The sequence below is a fragment of the Nonomuraea endophytica genome (assembly GCF_014203235.1).
GTDB classification, from domain to species: domain Bacteria; phylum Actinomycetota; class Actinomycetes; order Streptosporangiales; family Streptosporangiaceae; genus Nonomuraea; species Nonomuraea endophytica.
In genome coordinates, this window is the sequence record NZ_JACHIN010000002.1 from 39,686 (window position 1) to 55,146 (window position 15,461).

Genomic DNA, 15,461 nt, shown 5'->3' on the forward strand with positions numbered 1-15,461 from the left:
GCGACGAGACCCGAGGCTGTGGCACGTGGGGCAGAGGGGTGAGGGGGCTATGGGCGCCATAACCGAATGCCTCTTGCCCGGGCAGGTGTGGGCGGAATGGGATGGAGCGCATGCCGTTGGACGTCGTCGTGTTGGCCGTGGTCGCGGGCCTGTTCGCGATCGTTTCCGGCATGAACGACGGCGGCTCGATCCTGGCCACCGGCCTCAAACTCCCGACGGTACGGCCCGCCACCGGGATCCTCACCCTCGTCGCGATGGTGGCACTGATCCCCCTGGCAACGCACCAGGTGGCGCTGACGTTCGTCAACCGTCTGGCCACGTTCCACGATCCGGGCGGCAGATATGCGATGACGATCGCCGTCATCTGTTCGCTGGCAGTCGTGCTGGTGTTAAGCGCGAAGGGCCGTCCCACCAGCCTCACTCTGGCCATCGTCGGCGGCCTGACCGGCGCCGGGCTCGGCTGGGGACTACCGGTGTCAGCCGGTTCGGCGGCACTGGTGCTGGGCTTCGGCCTGGCAGCCCCGGTGGTCGGCGCACTGACAGCGTGGGCGGTGACACTCCTGCTGCTCCGCCTGGCCAACGCTCACACCCTGCCCAGCTGGCACCGGGTGGCGTTCATCGTGCAATGCGTGGCCTACGCCGCCAACGACGGTCAGAAGATGCTGGCGGTCTTCATCATCGCCATCGGCACCACTGACCCCGGCCTGGGCATGACCATCCTGACCGCTGCCCTCTTCGGGTTGGGCGCTCTTTACGGCCTCCCGAGGGCGGGTCGCCTGCTGTCGCGCGAGATCATCGTCTCGCGCCCCCTGCACGGGGTTGCCGCCGAACTCGCCGCCGGCGGCGCGGTCATCGCCAGTGCCGCGGCCGGCATGCCGGTCAGTATGACCCAGGCGGTGGCCGGTGCCCTCATCGGCGCCGGCATGACCCAGGGCGGCGGCCGAGTCCGCTGGTACGCCGCCGTCAAAATCGTCACCGCCTGGCTCCTGACCCTCCCCGCCAGCGCCCTCCTGGCCGGGATAACCGCCTGGACAGCCAAGGCGGCCCTCCCATGAACCTCACCTACTCAGTGACCTCACACCTCCGAACCCGCTTGAGCCGCGGGAGCGTCCAGGCACCAAGACGACCGCCCTGACGCCAATTTGGCCACGAGCGACCCGCGTTGGGCTCCCGGGCGGTCGAGGCGTTGAAGTGGCGGGCTATCGGGCCGGCCTGCGGCGACCCAGGGCGTTGAGGGCAGACCCGGTGACGGAGCAGACCGGGAGTCGGGGCTGGGCCGGGGGTGGGGTGGTTTTGTCGGTGGGCGGTTGGGTCTAGTGGAGGGGTGGGTTGGTGGGGCGGTTGCGGTGGGTTCGGGATCTTGTTGCCGGGCGGATGGATCGGGCGCTAGCTGAGGCGTTGCTGGGGCAGCTTGAGGCGACCAAGGCCGGGGCTTGGCTGGCCATGGCGATGATCGGTGGGGAGGTGGGGCGGACGGGGGCGCATGAGCAGATGCGGGCGATTGAGCATCTGGGGGATGCGGAGCGGCGCAGGCTTGTGGACGAGTTGAAGAGTGCGCTGGTCACGCCTATTGATCGGGAGGATCTGTTTCGGCTGTCCCGGTCTATTGATGATGTGCTGGATTCTTTGCGCGACTTTGTGCGGGAGTCGCATCTTTATCGGGTGCCGGATCAGATTCGGTTTTCGCCGATGCTTGATCAGGTGATTGTGGGAATTGACGCGCTTGAGGATGCGGTGCGGAATCTCGCGGCTCGGCCTTCTTCCGTTGCGCATGACGCGCTGGAGGCGAAGAAGGCGGGTGGCGCGATTCGGCGGATGTACCAGTATGAGATTTCGCGGATCTTCTCCGGGGAGGTCACTTCTCTGGCGCTCAAGGAGCGGGAGCTCGTACGGCGGCTGGAGATTGTCGGGATGGCGATCGGGGACGCGGCCGACGCCATCGCCGACGGGGGTATGAAGCGGTGAAAACCCTAGGGATGCAGGGCCAGGGCTGGGGCCAAGCTTTCCAGCTGGGTCAGGGCGTGGTCCAGGTTGGGGCGTTCTGGGGACAGGGGCTGGAGGGCCACGTGGTCGGCGCCTGCGTCCCAGTGGGCTTGGATGCGCTTCACCACCGACTCTTCCGTGCCCCAGGCGACGATGGCGTCCACCAGGCGGTTGCTGCCGCCGTCTGCCAGGTCGGACTCGGTGAAGCCGAGGTCGATCAGGTTGTTGGTGTAGTTGGGGAGCTTCAGGTAGTGGTGCATGTGGGCGCGGGCGATCTGGCGGGCCTTCGACGGGTCGGGCTCCAGGACTACGGCCTGCTCCGGGACCAGGAGGCGGTCCTTGCCCAGGATGGCGCGGGCCTTCGCGGTGTGCTCCGGCGGGACGAAGTAGGGGTGAGCGCCGGAGGCTCGATCGCGGGACAACTCCAGCATCTTCGGGCGCAACGCCGCCAGGAGGCGTGGGGCCGGGTGCTCCGGGGTGGGGACGTCGGTGACCGTCTGGTCCATCGCGTCCAGATAGGAACGCATGGCGCTGATCGGCTTCGCGTACGTGTGGCCTCTGTCCTCTACCAGGACGCCGTGGCTCACGCCGATGCCCAGGATGAACCTGCCTTCGAAGGCCTCGCCCAGCCTGGCGGCACCGGCGGACATGGCCGTGGCGTCTCTGGCCCAGATGTTGGCGATGCCGGTGCCCACTGCCACCCGTCGCGTGGCGGCCAGGAGGATCGCGGCGGCCGCGAACGGCTCCCGGCTGCCTGGTCCCTCGTTGACCCACAGTGTGCCGTAGCCCAGGGACTCGAGCTTGGCTGCGGCCTGCCGCGAGGCTTCCGCGGGGCCGCGGCCCAGGAGCGGGTGCCAGACGCCGATGCGACCGTCCATGGACGGGGCCTCCTTAGGGGTAGAGTGTTCGACTGAGATGGAACAGTACACGAGTGTTCGACCGCAGTCGAACAGAACACGGTCGCTCAACCACACCTCTCCGGTCGAGGTGAGCCTGCAGGCCGCCCTCGATGCCCTGGCCGATCCCATGCGGCGGCGGATCGTGCGGGAGCTCGCGTCGGTGCCCGACTGGACGCGGCCCTGCGGCACGTTCCACGACCTGCCGATCGCCAAGTCCACCCTCAGCCACCACTTCTCGGTGCTGCGCGGCGTCGGGCTGCTCGAACAGCGCGACGAAGGCTCCCGCCGCCTCAACCGGCTCCGCCGACCCGAGTTCGACGCCCGGTTTCCCGGGCTGCTGACGCTCGTGCTGGGCGAGGACGAGGACCCGCCGGGACCGTAAGCGCGGGGATCTCAACGGCACAGGTCTGCACCGGCCGCAGTGGGGGGCGACCGCGTGGCCGTCGCCGGAGAGAGCGCCTGGGCGTGCGGGCATCGGGCATGTGGGCGTCGAGGGGAGTAGGCGCAAGCGCGGATTTGGCGCCGGGCAGTGCGGGGCGAGGCGAGGGCCGGTGCCGCCGGGCCGGTGAAAGGCACGCGCCACTCAGCGCACGCAAAGGTGTGCGCGGTTCCGGGGGGCTCGGCGCGGGTCGAGTGCGGGGGCGGGCGTGCGGGGGCGGGCGTGCGGGGGCGGGGTGGGTCGGGGCTGGTGTGGGTGGTGCCGGGTGAGTGAGGGGGCGTGGGTTTGTGGTGGGTAACCGACCCAGCAGGTACGGCGGAGCCTGCCCAACCGGCGGCCCCGCCGTACCGGAAAAGGGTGTTAGGAGACGGTGACCTGGTCGATGGCCCAGTACCAGTTGTTGGCGGCGTCGAAGTACCGGAACTTCACCCTCATCGTCGAAGCTCCGGCCGGAACGCCCACCATCAGGCTCTCGACCTGGGAAACGGTTTCGGCGGTGTAGTTCTTGACGAGCACGTCGGCTCCGCCGTCGAAGGACACCAGCACCTGTGCCTTCTGGGCGCCTTCCGGACGGTAGTGGGTGGTGTAGCCCAGCCGGACGGACGGCTTTCCGGCCACCGGATAGCCTCCGGTGACGAGGGTGGAGTCATAGGTGCCGGAGCCATGTGACTTGTCGTCCCACTCGTCGGAGTCGGCGACGGCGAAGGTGCCTCGGCTGCGGACGTTGAGCTCGCGCCACTGGTCTCGCTGTGCCCGTGACCAGAACTCGTCGGTGGTCAGCGACCATCCTCGCCACTCCTGCATGCCTCCGCTGGGCATCCGGGAGGTGTCCAAGGTCCAGGAGGCGGGCAGGGTGTGGCTGAAGCCCAGTACTCCTGCCGGTATGCCGGTCTCGTCGACCCTGCCCGACAGGGGTACGTTCTCGAACGGGTCGCCGGTCCGCTGGTTGATCCGCCTGCTGTCGATCCCGGCGGGCACGCCCAGACCGAGGGCGTTGAAGGCGGTGGCGGTAACGTCCACGAGCCTGGTGTCGAGGGGGCGGGCTCCGGCGGTGATGCCCGGTCCGGCGGCGAGGACGAAGGTGCGCCGTTCCTCGATGGCCGAGCCGCCGTGGCCGCCGCCGTCGGTGTGGCCGTGGTCGGTGGTGACGACGATGGTCCAGCGTTCGCTCGGGTAGCTGGGGCGGGCCTTGACGGCGGCCAGGAGGCGGCCGACGTAGGCGTCCTGGGTGGCTATGGCGCGCAGGTAGGCCTGGCTGGCGGCGCCGCTGTTGTGGGCGACGATGTCGGTGTTGCCGAAGTAGACGAACGCGGCGTCGGGGTTCTGCTGGCGCAGGACCGTCTCGGCGGCGGTGGCTATGCGGGCGTCCTCGGCGGGGTAGCCGTTGGCGTCGCCGTCCAGGATCACTCTGGAGTCGATCTTGCTGCTGAAGGTGCCCTGGTCGCCTAGGGGTTTCCAGTCGAGGGCGGCGAAGGTGGAGTAGGCGGGGTTGAGGTTCTCCAGGCGGGTCAGGAAGTCGGGGTAGAGGTCGTAGCGCTTGCCGCTGAAGGAGTTGTCCTTGACGCCGTGCCTGTCGGGCCAGACGCCGGTGGCGATCGTGGACCAGCCGGGGCCGCTGGAGGTGGCGGCCATGGGGTTGGTGTACAGGAGGCTGGCGCCGAAGGTTCCGGTGGCGATGAGGGTGTCGAGGTTGGGGGCGTCGGCGGCGGCTATGCGGTCGTGCCGCAGGCCGTCCATGCCGATGACCAGCACCTTGTCGGAGCTGATGCCGTCGGCCACGGCCGGTACGGCGACCGCGCCGAGAGGGGCGTCGCTGGAGTTGAGTACTTTGTTCTCCGGGGTTCCGGGATCGGCCGAAGCGGCGGGTGCCGGGACGACCACGGCGGCCAGGACCAATAAGGCGGCTGACACGATTCTGCGCACGGGCGTTTCTCTCCTCGCTCGGGACTCCGATCGAGTCGCCGAGGGCTCCCGATCGGGTCACTGGGGGTTCCGGTCGAGTCGGCTCGGGACTCCGAGCTTGGGGCTCCGAGCTTGGGGCTCCGAGCTTGGGGCTCCGAGTTAGGGGCTCCGATCGAGGATCTCCGGCGGCGGGAGAGACGTGAAGACCATCTTTCCGATGCTCGCCATCAAGGATTCAGGGGGCCCAATTGACCACCAGCGACCGTCCTGCCGCGCGCGTCGTCTGCCTGGACCGCGAGGGCTCGGTGCTGCTCATGCACTGGCGCGACCATGTCAGCGGCCGTGATCTCTGGGAACCGCCGGGTGGCGGACTCCACCCGGGAGACGAGCCGATCGACGCGGCCCGGAGGGAGTTGTCCGAGGAGACCGGGCTGCCGGGGGACGTCGTGACCGACCGCTATGTCGACGTGGCCCGCGACTTCACCTGGCTGGGGATCCGGTATGTGAAGACGGAGCCGTTCTTCCTGGCGCGATTGAGGTCGGTGTCGCCTGTATGCACCGACCAATCGCTGACTCTCGAGGAGCGTCAGACCTACCTGGGTTACGGGTGGTTCGCCGTGGACGCGCTACCCGATTCGGTCGAGCCGCCGGAGCTCGCCGAGGTGATCAGGGAACTGATGTAGTCGACGGTCTCGCCGACCTCGCCGAGGACGGCGACCGTGTCGGCGCACCGGACGACGTATCCGCCGTCGACGCTGATGGTGATGGGTCCGGCGAGGAGCACGGGCCCTTCGGATTCGGGCGGGTGGTAGCGGTTCTGCGCGAGGGTGAGCCGCAGCCGGCGTACGAGAAGGGCCCGCACGCCCAGAGCCGACAGGCCCTCCTGGACCCAGCCGAGCAGCTCGAGCTGTTCGTCCTCCGACCGTTCTGTGTGGACAGCAGACATTGGTACCTCATGTCCTTGTCGTTGGCGCATTCTTGATACCAGAGTGCACTCGGATGACTACCCTAGGTACAAGGAAGAACAAGACTGTATGGCTCGAGGCGTCGTTTGTAGAACCGTGTAGAACCCCCTGGAGCACCCGATGCCATCCGCTCGCGAACTCGATCCTGGTTCGAGCCCGCTTGCCTTTTTTGGCGCGGAACTCAGAGAACACCGCATTCGTATGGGTTTGTCGCAAGAGCAGCTCGCCGAGCGGCTCAATTACTCGCTGTCGCTGGTGTGCGCGGTCGAGCTGGCCAAGCGCACGCCCTCGCGGGACTTCGCCGAGCGGGCCGACGAGGTCCTCGACACCCGCGGCGAGCTGATCCGGCTGTGGCCGCTGGTGCGTCAAGCGGCCTACCCGGCCTGGTTCCGTCCCTGGCTGGAGATCGAGGAGTCGGCCAGCACCCTGCAGACCTGGCAGCCGCTTCTGGTGCCCGGCCTGCTGCAGACCGAGGACTACGCCCGCGAGGTGCTGATGCGCGAGCCCGCCGCCACGGCCGAGCAGGCCGAGGAGGCCGCGGCGGCGCGCATGACCAGGAAGGCGATCCTGCACCGGCCGGACCCGCCGATGTACTGGGCGGTGCTGGACGAGTGGGTGCTCCACCGGCAGGTGGGCTCGTCGGCCACGATGCGCGGGCAGGTGCGCGCGTTGCTGGAGACCGCCGACCTCCCCAACGTGAGCGTGCAGGTGGTTCCCAAGGAGTCCCCGGCGCTCGCGGGCCTCACCGGGGCGTTCGTCATCGCGAAAGTCCCCGGAGAACCTGATCTCGTCTACGTGGAATCGGCCAGGGAGGGGTACGTATCCGATCGTCCTCCGGATGTCGAGTCGATCGTACGGAGGTATGACGTCATCCGGTCACTCGCCTTACCCGTTCACACAAGCCTAGATTTGCTGTCGAAGGTAGAGGAGGAGATATGAGCGCTCTCCAATGGCGTAAGTCCCGCCGAAGCGGTAGCAACGGCGGAGACTGCGTTGAAGTGGCCGTCCTCGCCGCAACCGGGGACACCGCCACGCACAAGTCCGACCAGGACCGGCTCTTCGTCCTGCGTGATTCCAAGGACCCCGACGGACCACGGCTGTACTTCACCGAAGCCGAGTGGGAGGCCTTCCGCCTCGGCATGAAGGACGGCGAATTCGACGATCTGATCCAGCCGATTCCGTAGCCGGGCCCATCCCCCACCAGACATGTCCATCCCATGTGTGGGCACGCGTGTGCCCGCACATGGGACCATGATCTGATGCGACTGACCGTTCTGGGGGGATGTGGGGCCTGGCCCGCGGCGGGCGAGGCGTGCAGCGGCTACCTCGTCGAGCACGAGGGTTTCCGGGTGCTGGTCGATCCCGGTTATGCCACGTTGCCGAGGCTCCTGGAGATCGTTCCGGCCGAGCAGATCGACGCCGTGCTGGTCAGCCATGGTCATCCCGACCACTGCGCCGACCTCAATCCCCTGCTGCGCGCCCGCGCCCTGGGCGACCGGCCGCCCGCCGCGCTACCCGTGTACGCGCCGCCCGGCGCGCTCGACGCGGTGCTGGCGCTGGACAAGGCGAGCATGCTGGCAGGAAGCTTCCGCCTGAACGAGGTGGCCGACGGCGAGGTGGGCCCGTTCCGGCTGCGGGTCTTCGACCTGCCGCACCACGTGCCCAACTCCGGACTGCGGCTGAGCGCCGGTGGCGCCACGCTCGCCTACACCGGCGACACCGGCCCGAGCCCGGCGCTGGTCGAGCTGGCCGGGCAGGCTGACGTCTACCTGGCCGAGGCCACCTATCCGGAGACGGTGCCCGAGGAGGACGCGCCCTACCTGTCCAGCGCGCGCCAGGCCGGGACGGTCGCCGCGACGGCCGGAGTGGCCCATCTCGTGCTGACGCACCTGTGGCCCGGCCACACCGACCGGCCCGCGCTGGAGGCCGCCGGAGCGCAGTTCGCCGGAAAGGTCTCGGTCTCCCGTGCCGGGCTCGTGCTGGACCTCTAGGCGGAGCGGTCGCCCAGCTCGGACAGGGTGGTGGCCATCAGGCCGCGCAGCAGCTCGCCGCCGACCTTCTCGTGCTCGGCCTCGACCGCGAGCCCCTCGGCGACCCTGGCGTGGTAGATCTCCCGCTCCATCTCATCGGTGTACGGCTGCGCCGTCAGCGCCACCACCACCGCGACCCGCGTGCCGGGGCCGGGCAGGACGCCGACGGCATGCGTGCGCAGGCAGGTCTCGTCGGCCGCGCCGTACCAGCCACACTTGACGGCGGCGCCGGGATCGCCCAGCGCCTCGCGCGCGCCATAGGTCTGCCCGCTCCCGACCTCGCGCATCCAGCCGAGGATCGCGGCGGCGATCGGCTCACCGGCGAGGGCGGCCTGGGCGAGTACGGCGTAGGCGGTGGCCACCTCGTCGGCGGCGATCTCGACGGAGCCGAAGCGCGACGGGTCGGAGTTGGGCGGCGACCAGGCCACTCCGGTACGGCGGGCGATCGTGTCGAGGATGACCCGGGGCCCGACCGACAGCCAGAGGTTGAGCGTGTCGGCGTTGGAGGAGACGACGACGGCGGGCTCGGCGTGGCGGCGCCAGCGCTCGTCGTCGCCGATGTGATCGGCGGCGGCCCAGGCGTAGAGCGGCTTGAGCAGGGAGGCGCAGCGCAGCCGGTCGAGCCCGGCCTTGGCGGCGATGGATCTGGCCGGTGGACCGGCATAGCCCCGGGCGATGCCGGCGGCCTGGGCGCTGGCGCCCGGCGCGAGGTCGCGGAAGAGGTCGTCGAAACTGGTAACCGGCACGTGTCTTACGGTAGCCGTTCACCCCATCGGGATTCATACCATTGACGATCTGGCGCGGGGCCGGGCAGCGGTGTCGTCTCGGGGGCGCGCAGCCCGTCGAGGGCGATGGCGAGCAGCCGGTCCCTGAGGTGCGGCACACCGGCGACGGGCCGGTTGAACTGCTCGATGAGCAGCGCGATGTCCAGGTCGGTGACGTCGGCCCGCAGCGCGCCGGAGGTGCGGGCCCGGCCGATGAGCTCGCCGATGGCGGCGTCGGCCCGCTCGCTGACCTGCCACATCTCCTCGGTGACCACGATCGTCCCGGCCACCGGCGCCAGGCTGCCCGAGCCGAAGTCCACGCAGGCCCGGATGTATCCGGCCAGGCCCAGCCAGGGGTCCTGCTCGCGCAGCCCCTCCTCGGCCGCGCCCGCCGCGCGCTCCATGGAGATCACCGCGAGCCGCTGCAGGAGCTCCTCCTTGGTGCGGTAGCGCCGATAGAGGCTGCCCATGCCGACGCCGGCCCGCTTGGCGATGGCCGAGACGGGCGCGTCGAAGCCCTGGGTGGTGAAGACCTCCATGGCGGCTTCGAGGAGCTTGAGGTCATTTCGCCGGGCTTCGGCCTGCCTGCCTCTCATGGGGATCAGGATAGCGGCTTGCGGAGCGCTGCGCTCCGTTATAGCTTTCCTTCCGGAGCGTTGCGCTCCGCTATTGAGGTGAGGTGTGCGATGAAGGCGATCGTCCTGCGTGAGTACGGCGGGCCGGACCGGCTGACCGAGGAGGAGGTTCCCGATCCGGTGCCGGGACCCGGCGAGGTGCTGGTCGAGGTGGCGGCGGCCGGGGTGACGTTCGTGGAGACGCAGGTGCGCGCCGACCGGGGGCCGCGCCGGGTCGAGCTGCCCGCGGTGCTGGGCAACGGCGTGGCCGGGCGCGCGCTGACCGGAGAGCTGGCCGGGCGCCGCGTGGTGACGACGCTGGGTGGTACAGGCGGCTACGCCGAACTGGCCGTGGCTCCGGCCGAGCAGGTGATCCCGGTTCCGGATGGGCTGTCGGCCGAGGAGGCGGTGGCGCTGCTGGCCGACGGCAGGACGGCCATGGGGTTGTTCACCGCCGCCGCGCCCCGGCCCGGCGAGTGGGTGCTGGTCGAGGCGGCCGGCGGTGGAGTGGGCAGCCTGCTGGTGCAGCTGGCCGCGGCGGCGGGGGCCCGGGTGATCGGCGCGGCGAGCAGCGCGGGTAAGCGAGCACTGGCGGAGGAGCTCGGGGCCGAGCTGAGCGTCGACTACACCGATCCGGGCTGGACCGAGCGGGTGCGCGCGGCCGTACCGGATGGGCTGGACGTCGTCTTCGACGGCGTCGGCGGCGAGATCGGCGCGGCGGCGCAGGCGCTGCTGCGCGACGGCGGCCGGATCAGCGCCTACGGGATGGCGGGCGGGCCCATGACCGTCCCCGACGCGCGCGTCACCGCCGTCGCGTTTCCCACGACTGACCTGCGTGAGCTGGCCGGGCTGGCGATGGCCGAGGCCGCGGCGGGACGGCTGCGGCCGGTCATCGGTCAGCGGCTGCCGCTGGCGCGCGCGGCCGACGCGCACGCCGCCATGGAGGCCAGGACGGTCACCGGCAAGACGCTGCTGCTCCCCCGGTCGGGTTAGGGGAGGGCTGCGGTGAAGCGGTCGCGCAGTTCGTTGAGGCGCTTGACCGGCTCGTTGCTGTACACCAGCCGGACATACCGCCGGGCGACCTCCTCGCCCCAGGCGGTCATCGGGGTGGCGGCGATCCTGCCGTGTGACAGCAGGCGGTCGGACAGCTCCCTGGCGCCGATGCCGAGTTCCTCGGCGTCCACCAGGCACGCCCAGCCGCCCGCCGCCCTGACCAGCGGGAGCCCGTCGAGCTGGCGGACCACGGCCTCGTGCCTGGCCTGGTACTCGGCGACCGCCTCGGCCACCCCGCTGGGCTCGCTGAGCGCGACGGCCGCGCCGATCTGGGCGAAGCCGCTGGCCACCGTGGTGTTGTAGGTGACCGCGGTCAGTACGCGGGACAGGATGTCGGCGGGTCCGGCCACCCAGCCGATCCGCCAGCCGATCATCCGGTACTCCTTCGACACCGAGCCGATGACGATCGTCCGCGCGGCCAGGCCGTCCACCCGGCACGGGTTGATCCTCGGGTGGCCGTCGAAGACGATGCGCTCCATGGCGGCGTCGTAGATCAGGTAGGCGTCCAGGCGTTCGCACGCCTCGGCCACGGCGGTCCAGTCCTCGTGGGTGAGGACGACGCCGGCGGGCATCGACGGGCTCATCATGATGATCGCCGCCGCCTCGGTGACCTGGGCGAGCGCGTCGCGGTCCAGGCGCCACATGCCGCCGTCCACGCGCAGCGGCACCAGGTACGGCCGCGCGTCGGCCAGCCGTACACGCTGCAGGAGGCCGGCGTAGGTCGGGTCGGTGAGCACCACGCGCTGGCCCGGCTCGGTGGTGGCGAGCAGGACGGGCATGACCGCGGCGGTGCCGCTGGAGGTCACCACGATCTGGCGGGCGGGGTCGTAGTCGTGGCCGGTGCGCTCGCGCAGGTCGGCGGCGATGGCCTCGCGCAGCACGGGCAGGCCGTTGAAGGGCAGCCAGCTGTTGCCCTGGCCGGTGGCCAGCGCCTGCGCGGTCGCGGTGACGGCGTTGGGCGGCGGTGGCACGTCGGTGTCGAGGTTCTCCATGCGCAGCACGTCGGGGTCGGCTCCGGCGGCCGCGGCCACCCGGTCGATGTCGAAGGTCTGGACATGGGCAAAGCGGGAGTTGTTCCGCATATGGAACACGGTCTCTCCGCGCGGCTCGGCTGTCAATACTGGGATCATGGAAACCGAACGGCTGATCATGCGCCCGCTGACCGGATCCGACTTCGACGCCTACGCCGCCATGCTCGCCGACCCCGACGTGGCCGGCGGGCTCGCCGAGAGCGTCGGCACCTCACCGGCGGACGCCTGGCGCAGCCTGGCCACGTTCATCGGCCATCGGGAGATTCGCGGCTACTCGCACTGGGCGCTGGTGGAGAAGTCGAGCGGCAGCTTCGTCGGCCGGGCGGGACCCTGGCAGCCGCACGGCTTCCCCGGCCTGGGCGTCGGCTGGTGCCTGGCCCGCGACCACTGGGGCAAGGGGTACGCCACCGAGGCGGCCGGCGCCGCCCTGAACTACTGCTTCACCGAACTCGGCGCGGAGCAGGTGATCTCGGTGATCCTGCCCGGAAACACCCGCTCGATCTCGGTCGCCGAGCGCATCGGCCACCGCCACCTGCGCGACCTCGACTACGGAGGCCGGCGAGTGCACCTCTACGGCAGTGATCGCCGGCCCAGTTGATCGACGTCAGCACCACCAGCGCACGCCGCACGGCCTGCCGCCCCGGTTCTCGCCCACGATGAACTTGACCGGCTGGCCGATCACCAGCGGCGTGCCCGGCTGGGGCGACTGCAGCAGCACCCGGTCGGTGCCGCGCGGCAGGCCGCGCTCCGGCTGGGTCGCCACGTCCACCAGGCCCATGACCGGCTGGAACACGATCGCCGCCCAGGCGCCGCTCCGGCCGACGACGCGCGGCATGCGCGGGTGCTGGCGGTAGAAACGGGACTCGGCGGAGGTCAGGAACGAGACCTCGACCTTGGCGCCCCAGGCGAGTTTGGTGCCGGGGGCGGGCCGTACCGCGAAGATGCGGCAGACCTCGTCCGGGCGGCAGACCGACAGCGGCGAGACTCCCTTCGGCGCGAGGACCAGACCGAGGCCCTGCACCTCACGCTGGACCACCGCGAGCTGCCGTCCCACGAGGTCGGGCACCGCGACCTGCGGCAGGAAGGACAGGGCGGCGGTCTCGGGGACGCGGGCGCCCGGCCGGTCGGCGTGGCCGCACCCGCTCACCGTCCCGAGTCCGAACGCGATCATCGTCGAGATCACCGCGGACACGGGAGACCTCACCGCCATGCGTGCCTCCAGGCCTGAGCGCGAAGCCCCCCGACCCCGAAGCGATCACGCTATCGCCTACCGGGAGCACCAGAATGCCCTTTGTCCGCTAATGGACACCACTGGTCCCAGGCGTCACCGCTGGTTAGCCGAGCGTGCGGTCGGACGGACCGTCGTAGTTGTCCGGACCCTGCATCGACAGGTCCAGCGGCTGGACCATGTGCGAGTTCGACGAGGCGCGCCAGCCCTTCTCCCTGGTCATCTCCTCGATCGAGTGCGCGCACAGCGACAGCGACCTGCACACGATGAACAACGCCTTCAGCTGCGCCGGCTCGTAGCCCATGTCGAGGCCGATGCAGCCCATGGCGCCGGGGCCGTTGATCCAGATCCGGCGGCCGAAGACCGCCTCGGTGGCGTCCTCCATCGCGCGGGCGATCGTGACGTACCGGCCGGTGACGCCGAGTTTGTCCGACAGCTCCATCAGGCGGACCGTGCGCGGGTCGCGGATGTGCTGGGCGTGGTGGAATCCGGGCATGCGCTCCTTGACCGCGCGCATCTCGGCGACGACCTTCGCGGCGGCCTCGGTGTCGGCGATGCCCTCGGCCTCGGCTCTCGCGGCGACCTTCAGGAACAGCTCGGCCGGGCGGTCGGCGGTGCCGTGCAGGCGGCCGATGCCGGCGACGCCGGCGGCCACGGCGGAGTTGAGCTCGGCGCCGCCGCTGGTGGCGAAGCGGACCGTGGCCGAGGAGGGCGACATGGCGTGCTCGGCCATGTTCACCATGATCGCGTCGGTCATCCTGCCGACCTCGGGCGTGGGCAGCTCACCCTTCAGCACCAGGTGGAAGTGCTCGGCGAAGGAGATGTTGCCGGTCAGCTCGTTGACGTCGTAGCCGCGTACGACGATGCGGTCCTTGTTCTTCCAGGCGATCGCCGTTTCCCAGGCGAAAGGCTTCTTGTCGGTCAACGGGGTTTCCTCTCTGGGAAGTACACACATGCCGGGTCGATCTCCTCGCGAAGGAGGCGGATCTCCTCGGGGTCCGGCGGGACCACAAGGTCCAGCGATTCACGAAATTTCGGGATAAAACCGGTGTGCTCCAGTACGGCGTCCGCCGTCGCGCCCGGCATCAGCGCCGTGACGGTGAGGGCGGAGTCCTCGGCCTCCATCACGCACAGATCGGTGACGACCTTGACGCGCAGGGGGCCGAGCCCGGCCTTGGCACGCTCCCCCGGCCCGCCCAGGAATCCCGGGCTGGTGATGTAGTCACACCGGGCGGGGAACCGCCGCTTTTCATGATTTGTCAGGATGACGACCTGCGAGCAATGGCTGGCGATGTCGTTCGCCCCACCGCTGCCCGGCAGCCGCACCTGCGAGCCGTCCGGCCTCGGGACCCAGGTGGAGTTGATGTTCGCGTACTCGTCCACCTGCGCGCCGCCCAGGAACCCGGTCCTGACCAGCCCCCGCTGCACGAGCCCGCCGAGGGCCTCGAACAGCGAGCCGTGCCGGGCGGCGCCGCGCATCAGCCTCGGGTCCACGACCGAGACCGGCGTGGGCACCACCTTCGGGAACACCACCCCCGACTCGATGACCAGCTTGGCCTCGGGGGCGTGCGTCTTCTGCGCCAGCGTGGCGGCCAGCAACGGCAGCCCGGTGCCCACGATGACCAGGTCGCCGTCGCGGATCTGCCGGGCGCCCTCGACCACGAGCAGTTCGCGCGGCAGCGCCGCGCCGGTGACGCCGCCCAAGGTCAGGTCGCTCACACCAGTCTCCGCATCTGCTCCACGAGGCCGTCGCGCAGGGCGCCGGACGCGTCGCGGTTCTTGAGGTAGTCGTCGAAGCTGCCGCCGAGGTTCGCCGCGATCCAGGCGCGCAGTTCCTCGTCCCCGGTACGGCCCAGCGCCTGGTACTCCTTGATCTCCGGCTCGGCGAAGTCGTAAGCCCGGTACACCGAGGTCGGGAAGGCGCCGAAGGGCTGCTCGACGACGGCGGTGACATAGGCCTCGGGGATGGTCACCTGCTCGGGCCGGTCGGCGAAGGCGCCGGCGGGCAGCACCTGCTCGGCCGAGACGATGGTGACGCGGGCCGCCCGGACCATGTCCACTTCATGCGACGTAACCCCCTCAATCACGATATTTCCGGAAGTATCGGCGCGGTTGGCGTGAATCACCGCCACGTCCGGCGTCAACGCCTTAAGCAGCACCACGGGCCTGTTCGTCCACGGATCCGCCGACTCGACCGCCACCCCGGAGGTCACCAGGTCCTCCAGCAGATCCGTCCCGAGCAGGCTGCGCGTCGGCAGGAACGGCAGGCCGAGCGCCCCCGCCGCGAACCGCGTGGCCATGGCCAGGTGGGAGTGGTCGCCGACCGACACCTCGCCCCGCTCCACCGCTCTGCGCCAGGCGAACAGCGTGCCGTACCGCTCAAGGTTGCCCGTGCCCTGCTCGGTCCGGGCGACCAGCCCGGACGCGACCAGCATGTCCAGCGGCAGCGACAGGTTGCAGCCCACCACGGTGAGCCCGCCGATCCCCTGCCTGATCACCTCGTGGACCAGCGCCATCGGACACCGGTTGATGTTCTGGCCGCCCATCCCGACA

Annotated in this window: 19 protein-coding genes; 9 read left to right on the plus strand and 10 right to left on the minus strand. The window is 70.3% G+C overall.

Annotated features, from left to right (window positions below):
- Positions 1–110 precede the first annotated feature (110 nt).
- Positions 111–1,055 carry an inorganic phosphate transporter gene (locus HNR40_RS08225; protein ID WP_246508767.1) on the plus strand — a complete coding sequence of 315 codons (945 nt, stop codon included), beginning with the start codon at positions 111–113 and terminating at the stop codon, positions 1,053–1,055.
- A 343-nt stretch (positions 1,056–1,398) separates the two neighbouring features.
- On the plus strand, positions 1,399–1,965 hold the full coding sequence (locus tag HNR40_RS08230) for a DUF47 domain-containing protein (RefSeq protein ID WP_246508769.1): 567 nt from the start codon (positions 1,399–1,401) through the stop codon (positions 1,963–1,965).
- 5 nt (positions 1,966–1,970) lie between these two features.
- Here HNR40_RS08230 and HNR40_RS08235 read toward each other — a convergent pair whose 3' ends face one another.
- The gene (locus HNR40_RS08235) at positions 1,971–2,861 is read right to left on the minus strand and encodes an LLM class F420-dependent oxidoreductase (RefSeq protein ID WP_184959603.1); all 891 of its coding nucleotides are present in this window, start codon (positions 2,859–2,861) and stop codon (positions 1,971–1,973) included.
- Between the two features lie 37 nt (positions 2,862–2,898).
- Here HNR40_RS08235 and HNR40_RS08240 point away from each other — a divergent pair, with 37 nt between their 5' ends.
- The gene (locus tag HNR40_RS08240) at positions 2,899–3,264 is read left to right on the plus strand and encodes an ArsR/SmtB family transcription factor (RefSeq protein ID WP_184959605.1); all 366 of its coding nucleotides are present in this window, start codon (positions 2,899–2,901) and stop codon (positions 3,262–3,264) included.
- A gap of 417 nt (positions 3,265–3,681) precedes the next feature.
- On the opposite strand, the gene HNR40_RS08245 is transcribed toward HNR40_RS08240, so the two are convergent.
- Positions 3,682–5,244, minus strand: coding sequence for an alkaline phosphatase family protein (locus HNR40_RS08245; protein ID WP_312896238.1), 1,563 nt, complete (start codon positions 5,242–5,244; stop codon positions 3,682–3,684).
- Between the two features lie 227 nt (positions 5,245–5,471).
- Here HNR40_RS08245 and HNR40_RS08250 point away from each other — a divergent pair, with 227 nt between their 5' ends.
- A complete protein-coding gene (locus HNR40_RS08250) occupies positions 5,472–5,906 on the plus strand; it encodes an NUDIX domain-containing protein (protein ID WP_184959606.1) in 435 nt (144 codons plus the stop codon).
- On the opposite strand, the gene HNR40_RS08255 is transcribed toward HNR40_RS08250, so the two are convergent.
- Positions 5,825–6,169, minus strand: coding sequence for a hypothetical protein (locus HNR40_RS08255; RefSeq protein WP_184959609.1), 345 nt, complete (start codon positions 6,167–6,169; stop codon positions 5,825–5,827). The genes HNR40_RS08250 and HNR40_RS08255 overlap by 82 nt on opposite strands.
- Positions 6,170–6,308: 139 nt before the next feature.
- On the opposite strand from HNR40_RS08255, the gene HNR40_RS08260 reads away from it, so the two are divergent.
- The 3 genes from HNR40_RS08260 (at position 6,309) to HNR40_RS08270 (ending at position 8,179) form a co-directional block, all read left to right on the plus strand.
- Positions 6,309–7,127 (plus strand): helix-turn-helix domain-containing protein, encoded by an 819-nt coding sequence (locus HNR40_RS08260; protein ID WP_281395106.1) that lies wholly within the window; start codon positions 6,309–6,311, stop codon positions 7,125–7,127.
- Positions 7,124–7,372 carry a DUF397 domain-containing protein gene (locus HNR40_RS08265; RefSeq protein WP_184959616.1) on the plus strand — a complete coding sequence of 83 codons (249 nt, stop codon included), beginning with the start codon at positions 7,124–7,126 and terminating at the stop codon, positions 7,370–7,372. Before HNR40_RS08260 ends, HNR40_RS08265 begins: the two co-directional genes overlap by 4 nt.
- Positions 7,373–7,447: 75 nt before the next feature.
- Positions 7,448–8,179 (plus strand): MBL fold metallo-hydrolase, encoded by a 732-nt coding sequence (locus HNR40_RS08270; RefSeq protein ID WP_184959619.1) that lies wholly within the window; start codon positions 7,448–7,450, stop codon positions 8,177–8,179.
- Here the strand turns inward: HNR40_RS08270 and HNR40_RS08275 are convergent.
- Together HNR40_RS08275 and HNR40_RS08280 are read right to left on the minus strand one after the other, a co-directional pair.
- Positions 8,176–8,964, minus strand: a complete 789-nt coding sequence (locus tag HNR40_RS08275; RefSeq protein WP_184959620.1) for a hypothetical protein — start codon at positions 8,962–8,964, stop codon at positions 8,176–8,178. The genes HNR40_RS08270 and HNR40_RS08275 overlap by 4 nt on opposite strands.
- A 5-nt stretch (positions 8,965–8,969) precedes the next feature.
- Positions 8,970–9,578, minus strand: coding sequence for a TetR/AcrR family transcriptional regulator (locus HNR40_RS08280; protein ID WP_184959622.1), 609 nt, complete (start codon positions 9,576–9,578; stop codon positions 8,970–8,972).
- A 90-nt stretch (positions 9,579–9,668) separates the two neighbouring features.
- Between HNR40_RS08280 and HNR40_RS08285 the strand changes: the two genes are divergently transcribed.
- Positions 9,669–10,589: a zinc-binding dehydrogenase gene (locus tag HNR40_RS08285; RefSeq protein WP_184959624.1), complete on the plus strand. Its 921-nt coding sequence runs from the start codon at positions 9,669–9,671 to the stop codon at positions 10,587–10,589.
- Here HNR40_RS08285 and HNR40_RS08290 read toward each other — a convergent pair.
- Positions 10,586–11,731: a pyridoxal phosphate-dependent aminotransferase gene (locus tag HNR40_RS08290; protein ID WP_184959626.1), complete on the minus strand. Its 1,146-nt coding sequence runs from the start codon at positions 11,729–11,731 to the stop codon at positions 10,586–10,588. The genes HNR40_RS08285 and HNR40_RS08290 overlap by 4 nt on opposite strands.
- Before the next feature lie 46 nt (positions 11,732–11,777).
- Here HNR40_RS08290 and HNR40_RS08295 point away from each other — a divergent pair, with 46 nt between their 5' ends.
- Positions 11,778–12,278: a GNAT family N-acetyltransferase gene (locus HNR40_RS08295; protein ID WP_184959628.1), complete on the plus strand. Its 501-nt coding sequence runs from the start codon at positions 11,778–11,780 to the stop codon at positions 12,276–12,278.
- A 6-nt stretch (positions 12,279–12,284) separates the two neighbouring features.
- Here the strand turns inward: HNR40_RS08295 and HNR40_RS08300 are convergent, their stop codons facing one another.
- The 4 genes from HNR40_RS08300 to HNR40_RS08315 all read right to left on the minus strand — a co-directional run.
- The gene (locus HNR40_RS08300) at positions 12,285–12,890 is read right to left on the minus strand and encodes a hypothetical protein (protein WP_184959630.1); all 606 of its coding nucleotides are present in this window, start codon (positions 12,888–12,890) and stop codon (positions 12,285–12,287) included.
- A gap of 124 nt (positions 12,891–13,014) precedes the next feature.
- A complete protein-coding gene (locus tag HNR40_RS08305; RefSeq protein ID WP_221340169.1) occupies positions 13,015–13,833 on the minus strand; it encodes a citrate/2-methylcitrate synthase in 819 nt (272 codons plus the stop codon).
- A complete protein-coding gene (locus HNR40_RS08310; protein WP_221340170.1) occupies positions 13,830–14,627 on the minus strand; it encodes a CoA-transferase subunit beta in 798 nt (265 codons plus the stop codon). Before HNR40_RS08310 ends, HNR40_RS08305 begins: the two co-directional genes overlap by 4 nt.
- Positions 14,624–15,461: CoA transferase subunit A (locus tag HNR40_RS08315; RefSeq protein WP_184959634.1), on the minus strand; the 838-nt coding region annotated here is incomplete at its 5' end. The genes HNR40_RS08310 and HNR40_RS08315, both read right to left, overlap by 4 nt.

Bases quoted from the DNA above. Each gene is read 5' to 3' on its own strand.
- HNR40_RS08260 (WP_281395106.1), top strand. From the start codon at position 6,309: ATGCCATCCGCTCGCGAACTCGATCCTGGTTCGAGCCCGCTTGCCTTT.
- HNR40_RS08285 (WP_184959624.1), top strand. From the start codon at position 9,669: ATGAAGGCGATCGTCCTGCGTGAGTACGGCGGGCCGGACCGGCTGACC.
- HNR40_RS08290 (WP_184959626.1), bottom strand. From the start codon at position 11,731: ATGCGGAACAACTCCCGCTTTGCCCATGTCCAGACCTTCGACATCGAC.
- HNR40_RS08280 (WP_184959622.1), bottom strand. From the start codon at position 9,578: ATGAGAGGCAGGCAGGCCGAAGCCCGGCGAAATGACCTCAAGCTCCTC.
- HNR40_RS08235 (WP_184959603.1), bottom strand. From the start codon at position 2,861: ATGGACGGTCGCATCGGCGTCTGGCACCCGCTCCTGGGCCGCGGCCCC.
- HNR40_RS08240 (WP_184959605.1), top strand. From the start codon at position 2,899: ATGGAACAGTACACGAGTGTTCGACCGCAGTCGAACAGAACACGGTCG.
- HNR40_RS08265 (WP_184959616.1), top strand. From the start codon at position 7,124: ATGAGCGCTCTCCAATGGCGTAAGTCCCGCCGAAGCGGTAGCAACGGC.
- HNR40_RS08270 (WP_184959619.1), top strand. From the start codon at position 7,448: ATGCGACTGACCGTTCTGGGGGGATGTGGGGCCTGGCCCGCGGCGGGC.
- HNR40_RS08295 (WP_184959628.1), top strand. From the start codon at position 11,778: ATGGAAACCGAACGGCTGATCATGCGCCCGCTGACCGGATCCGACTTC.
- HNR40_RS08255 (WP_184959609.1), bottom strand. From the start codon at position 6,169: ATGTCTGCTGTCCACACAGAACGGTCGGAGGACGAACAGCTCGAGCTG.
- HNR40_RS08300 (WP_184959630.1), bottom strand. From the start codon at position 12,890: ATGGCGGTGAGGTCTCCCGTGTCCGCGGTGATCTCGACGATGATCGCG.
- HNR40_RS08225 (WP_246508767.1), top strand. From the start codon at position 111: ATGCCGTTGGACGTCGTCGTGTTGGCCGTGGTCGCGGGCCTGTTCGCG.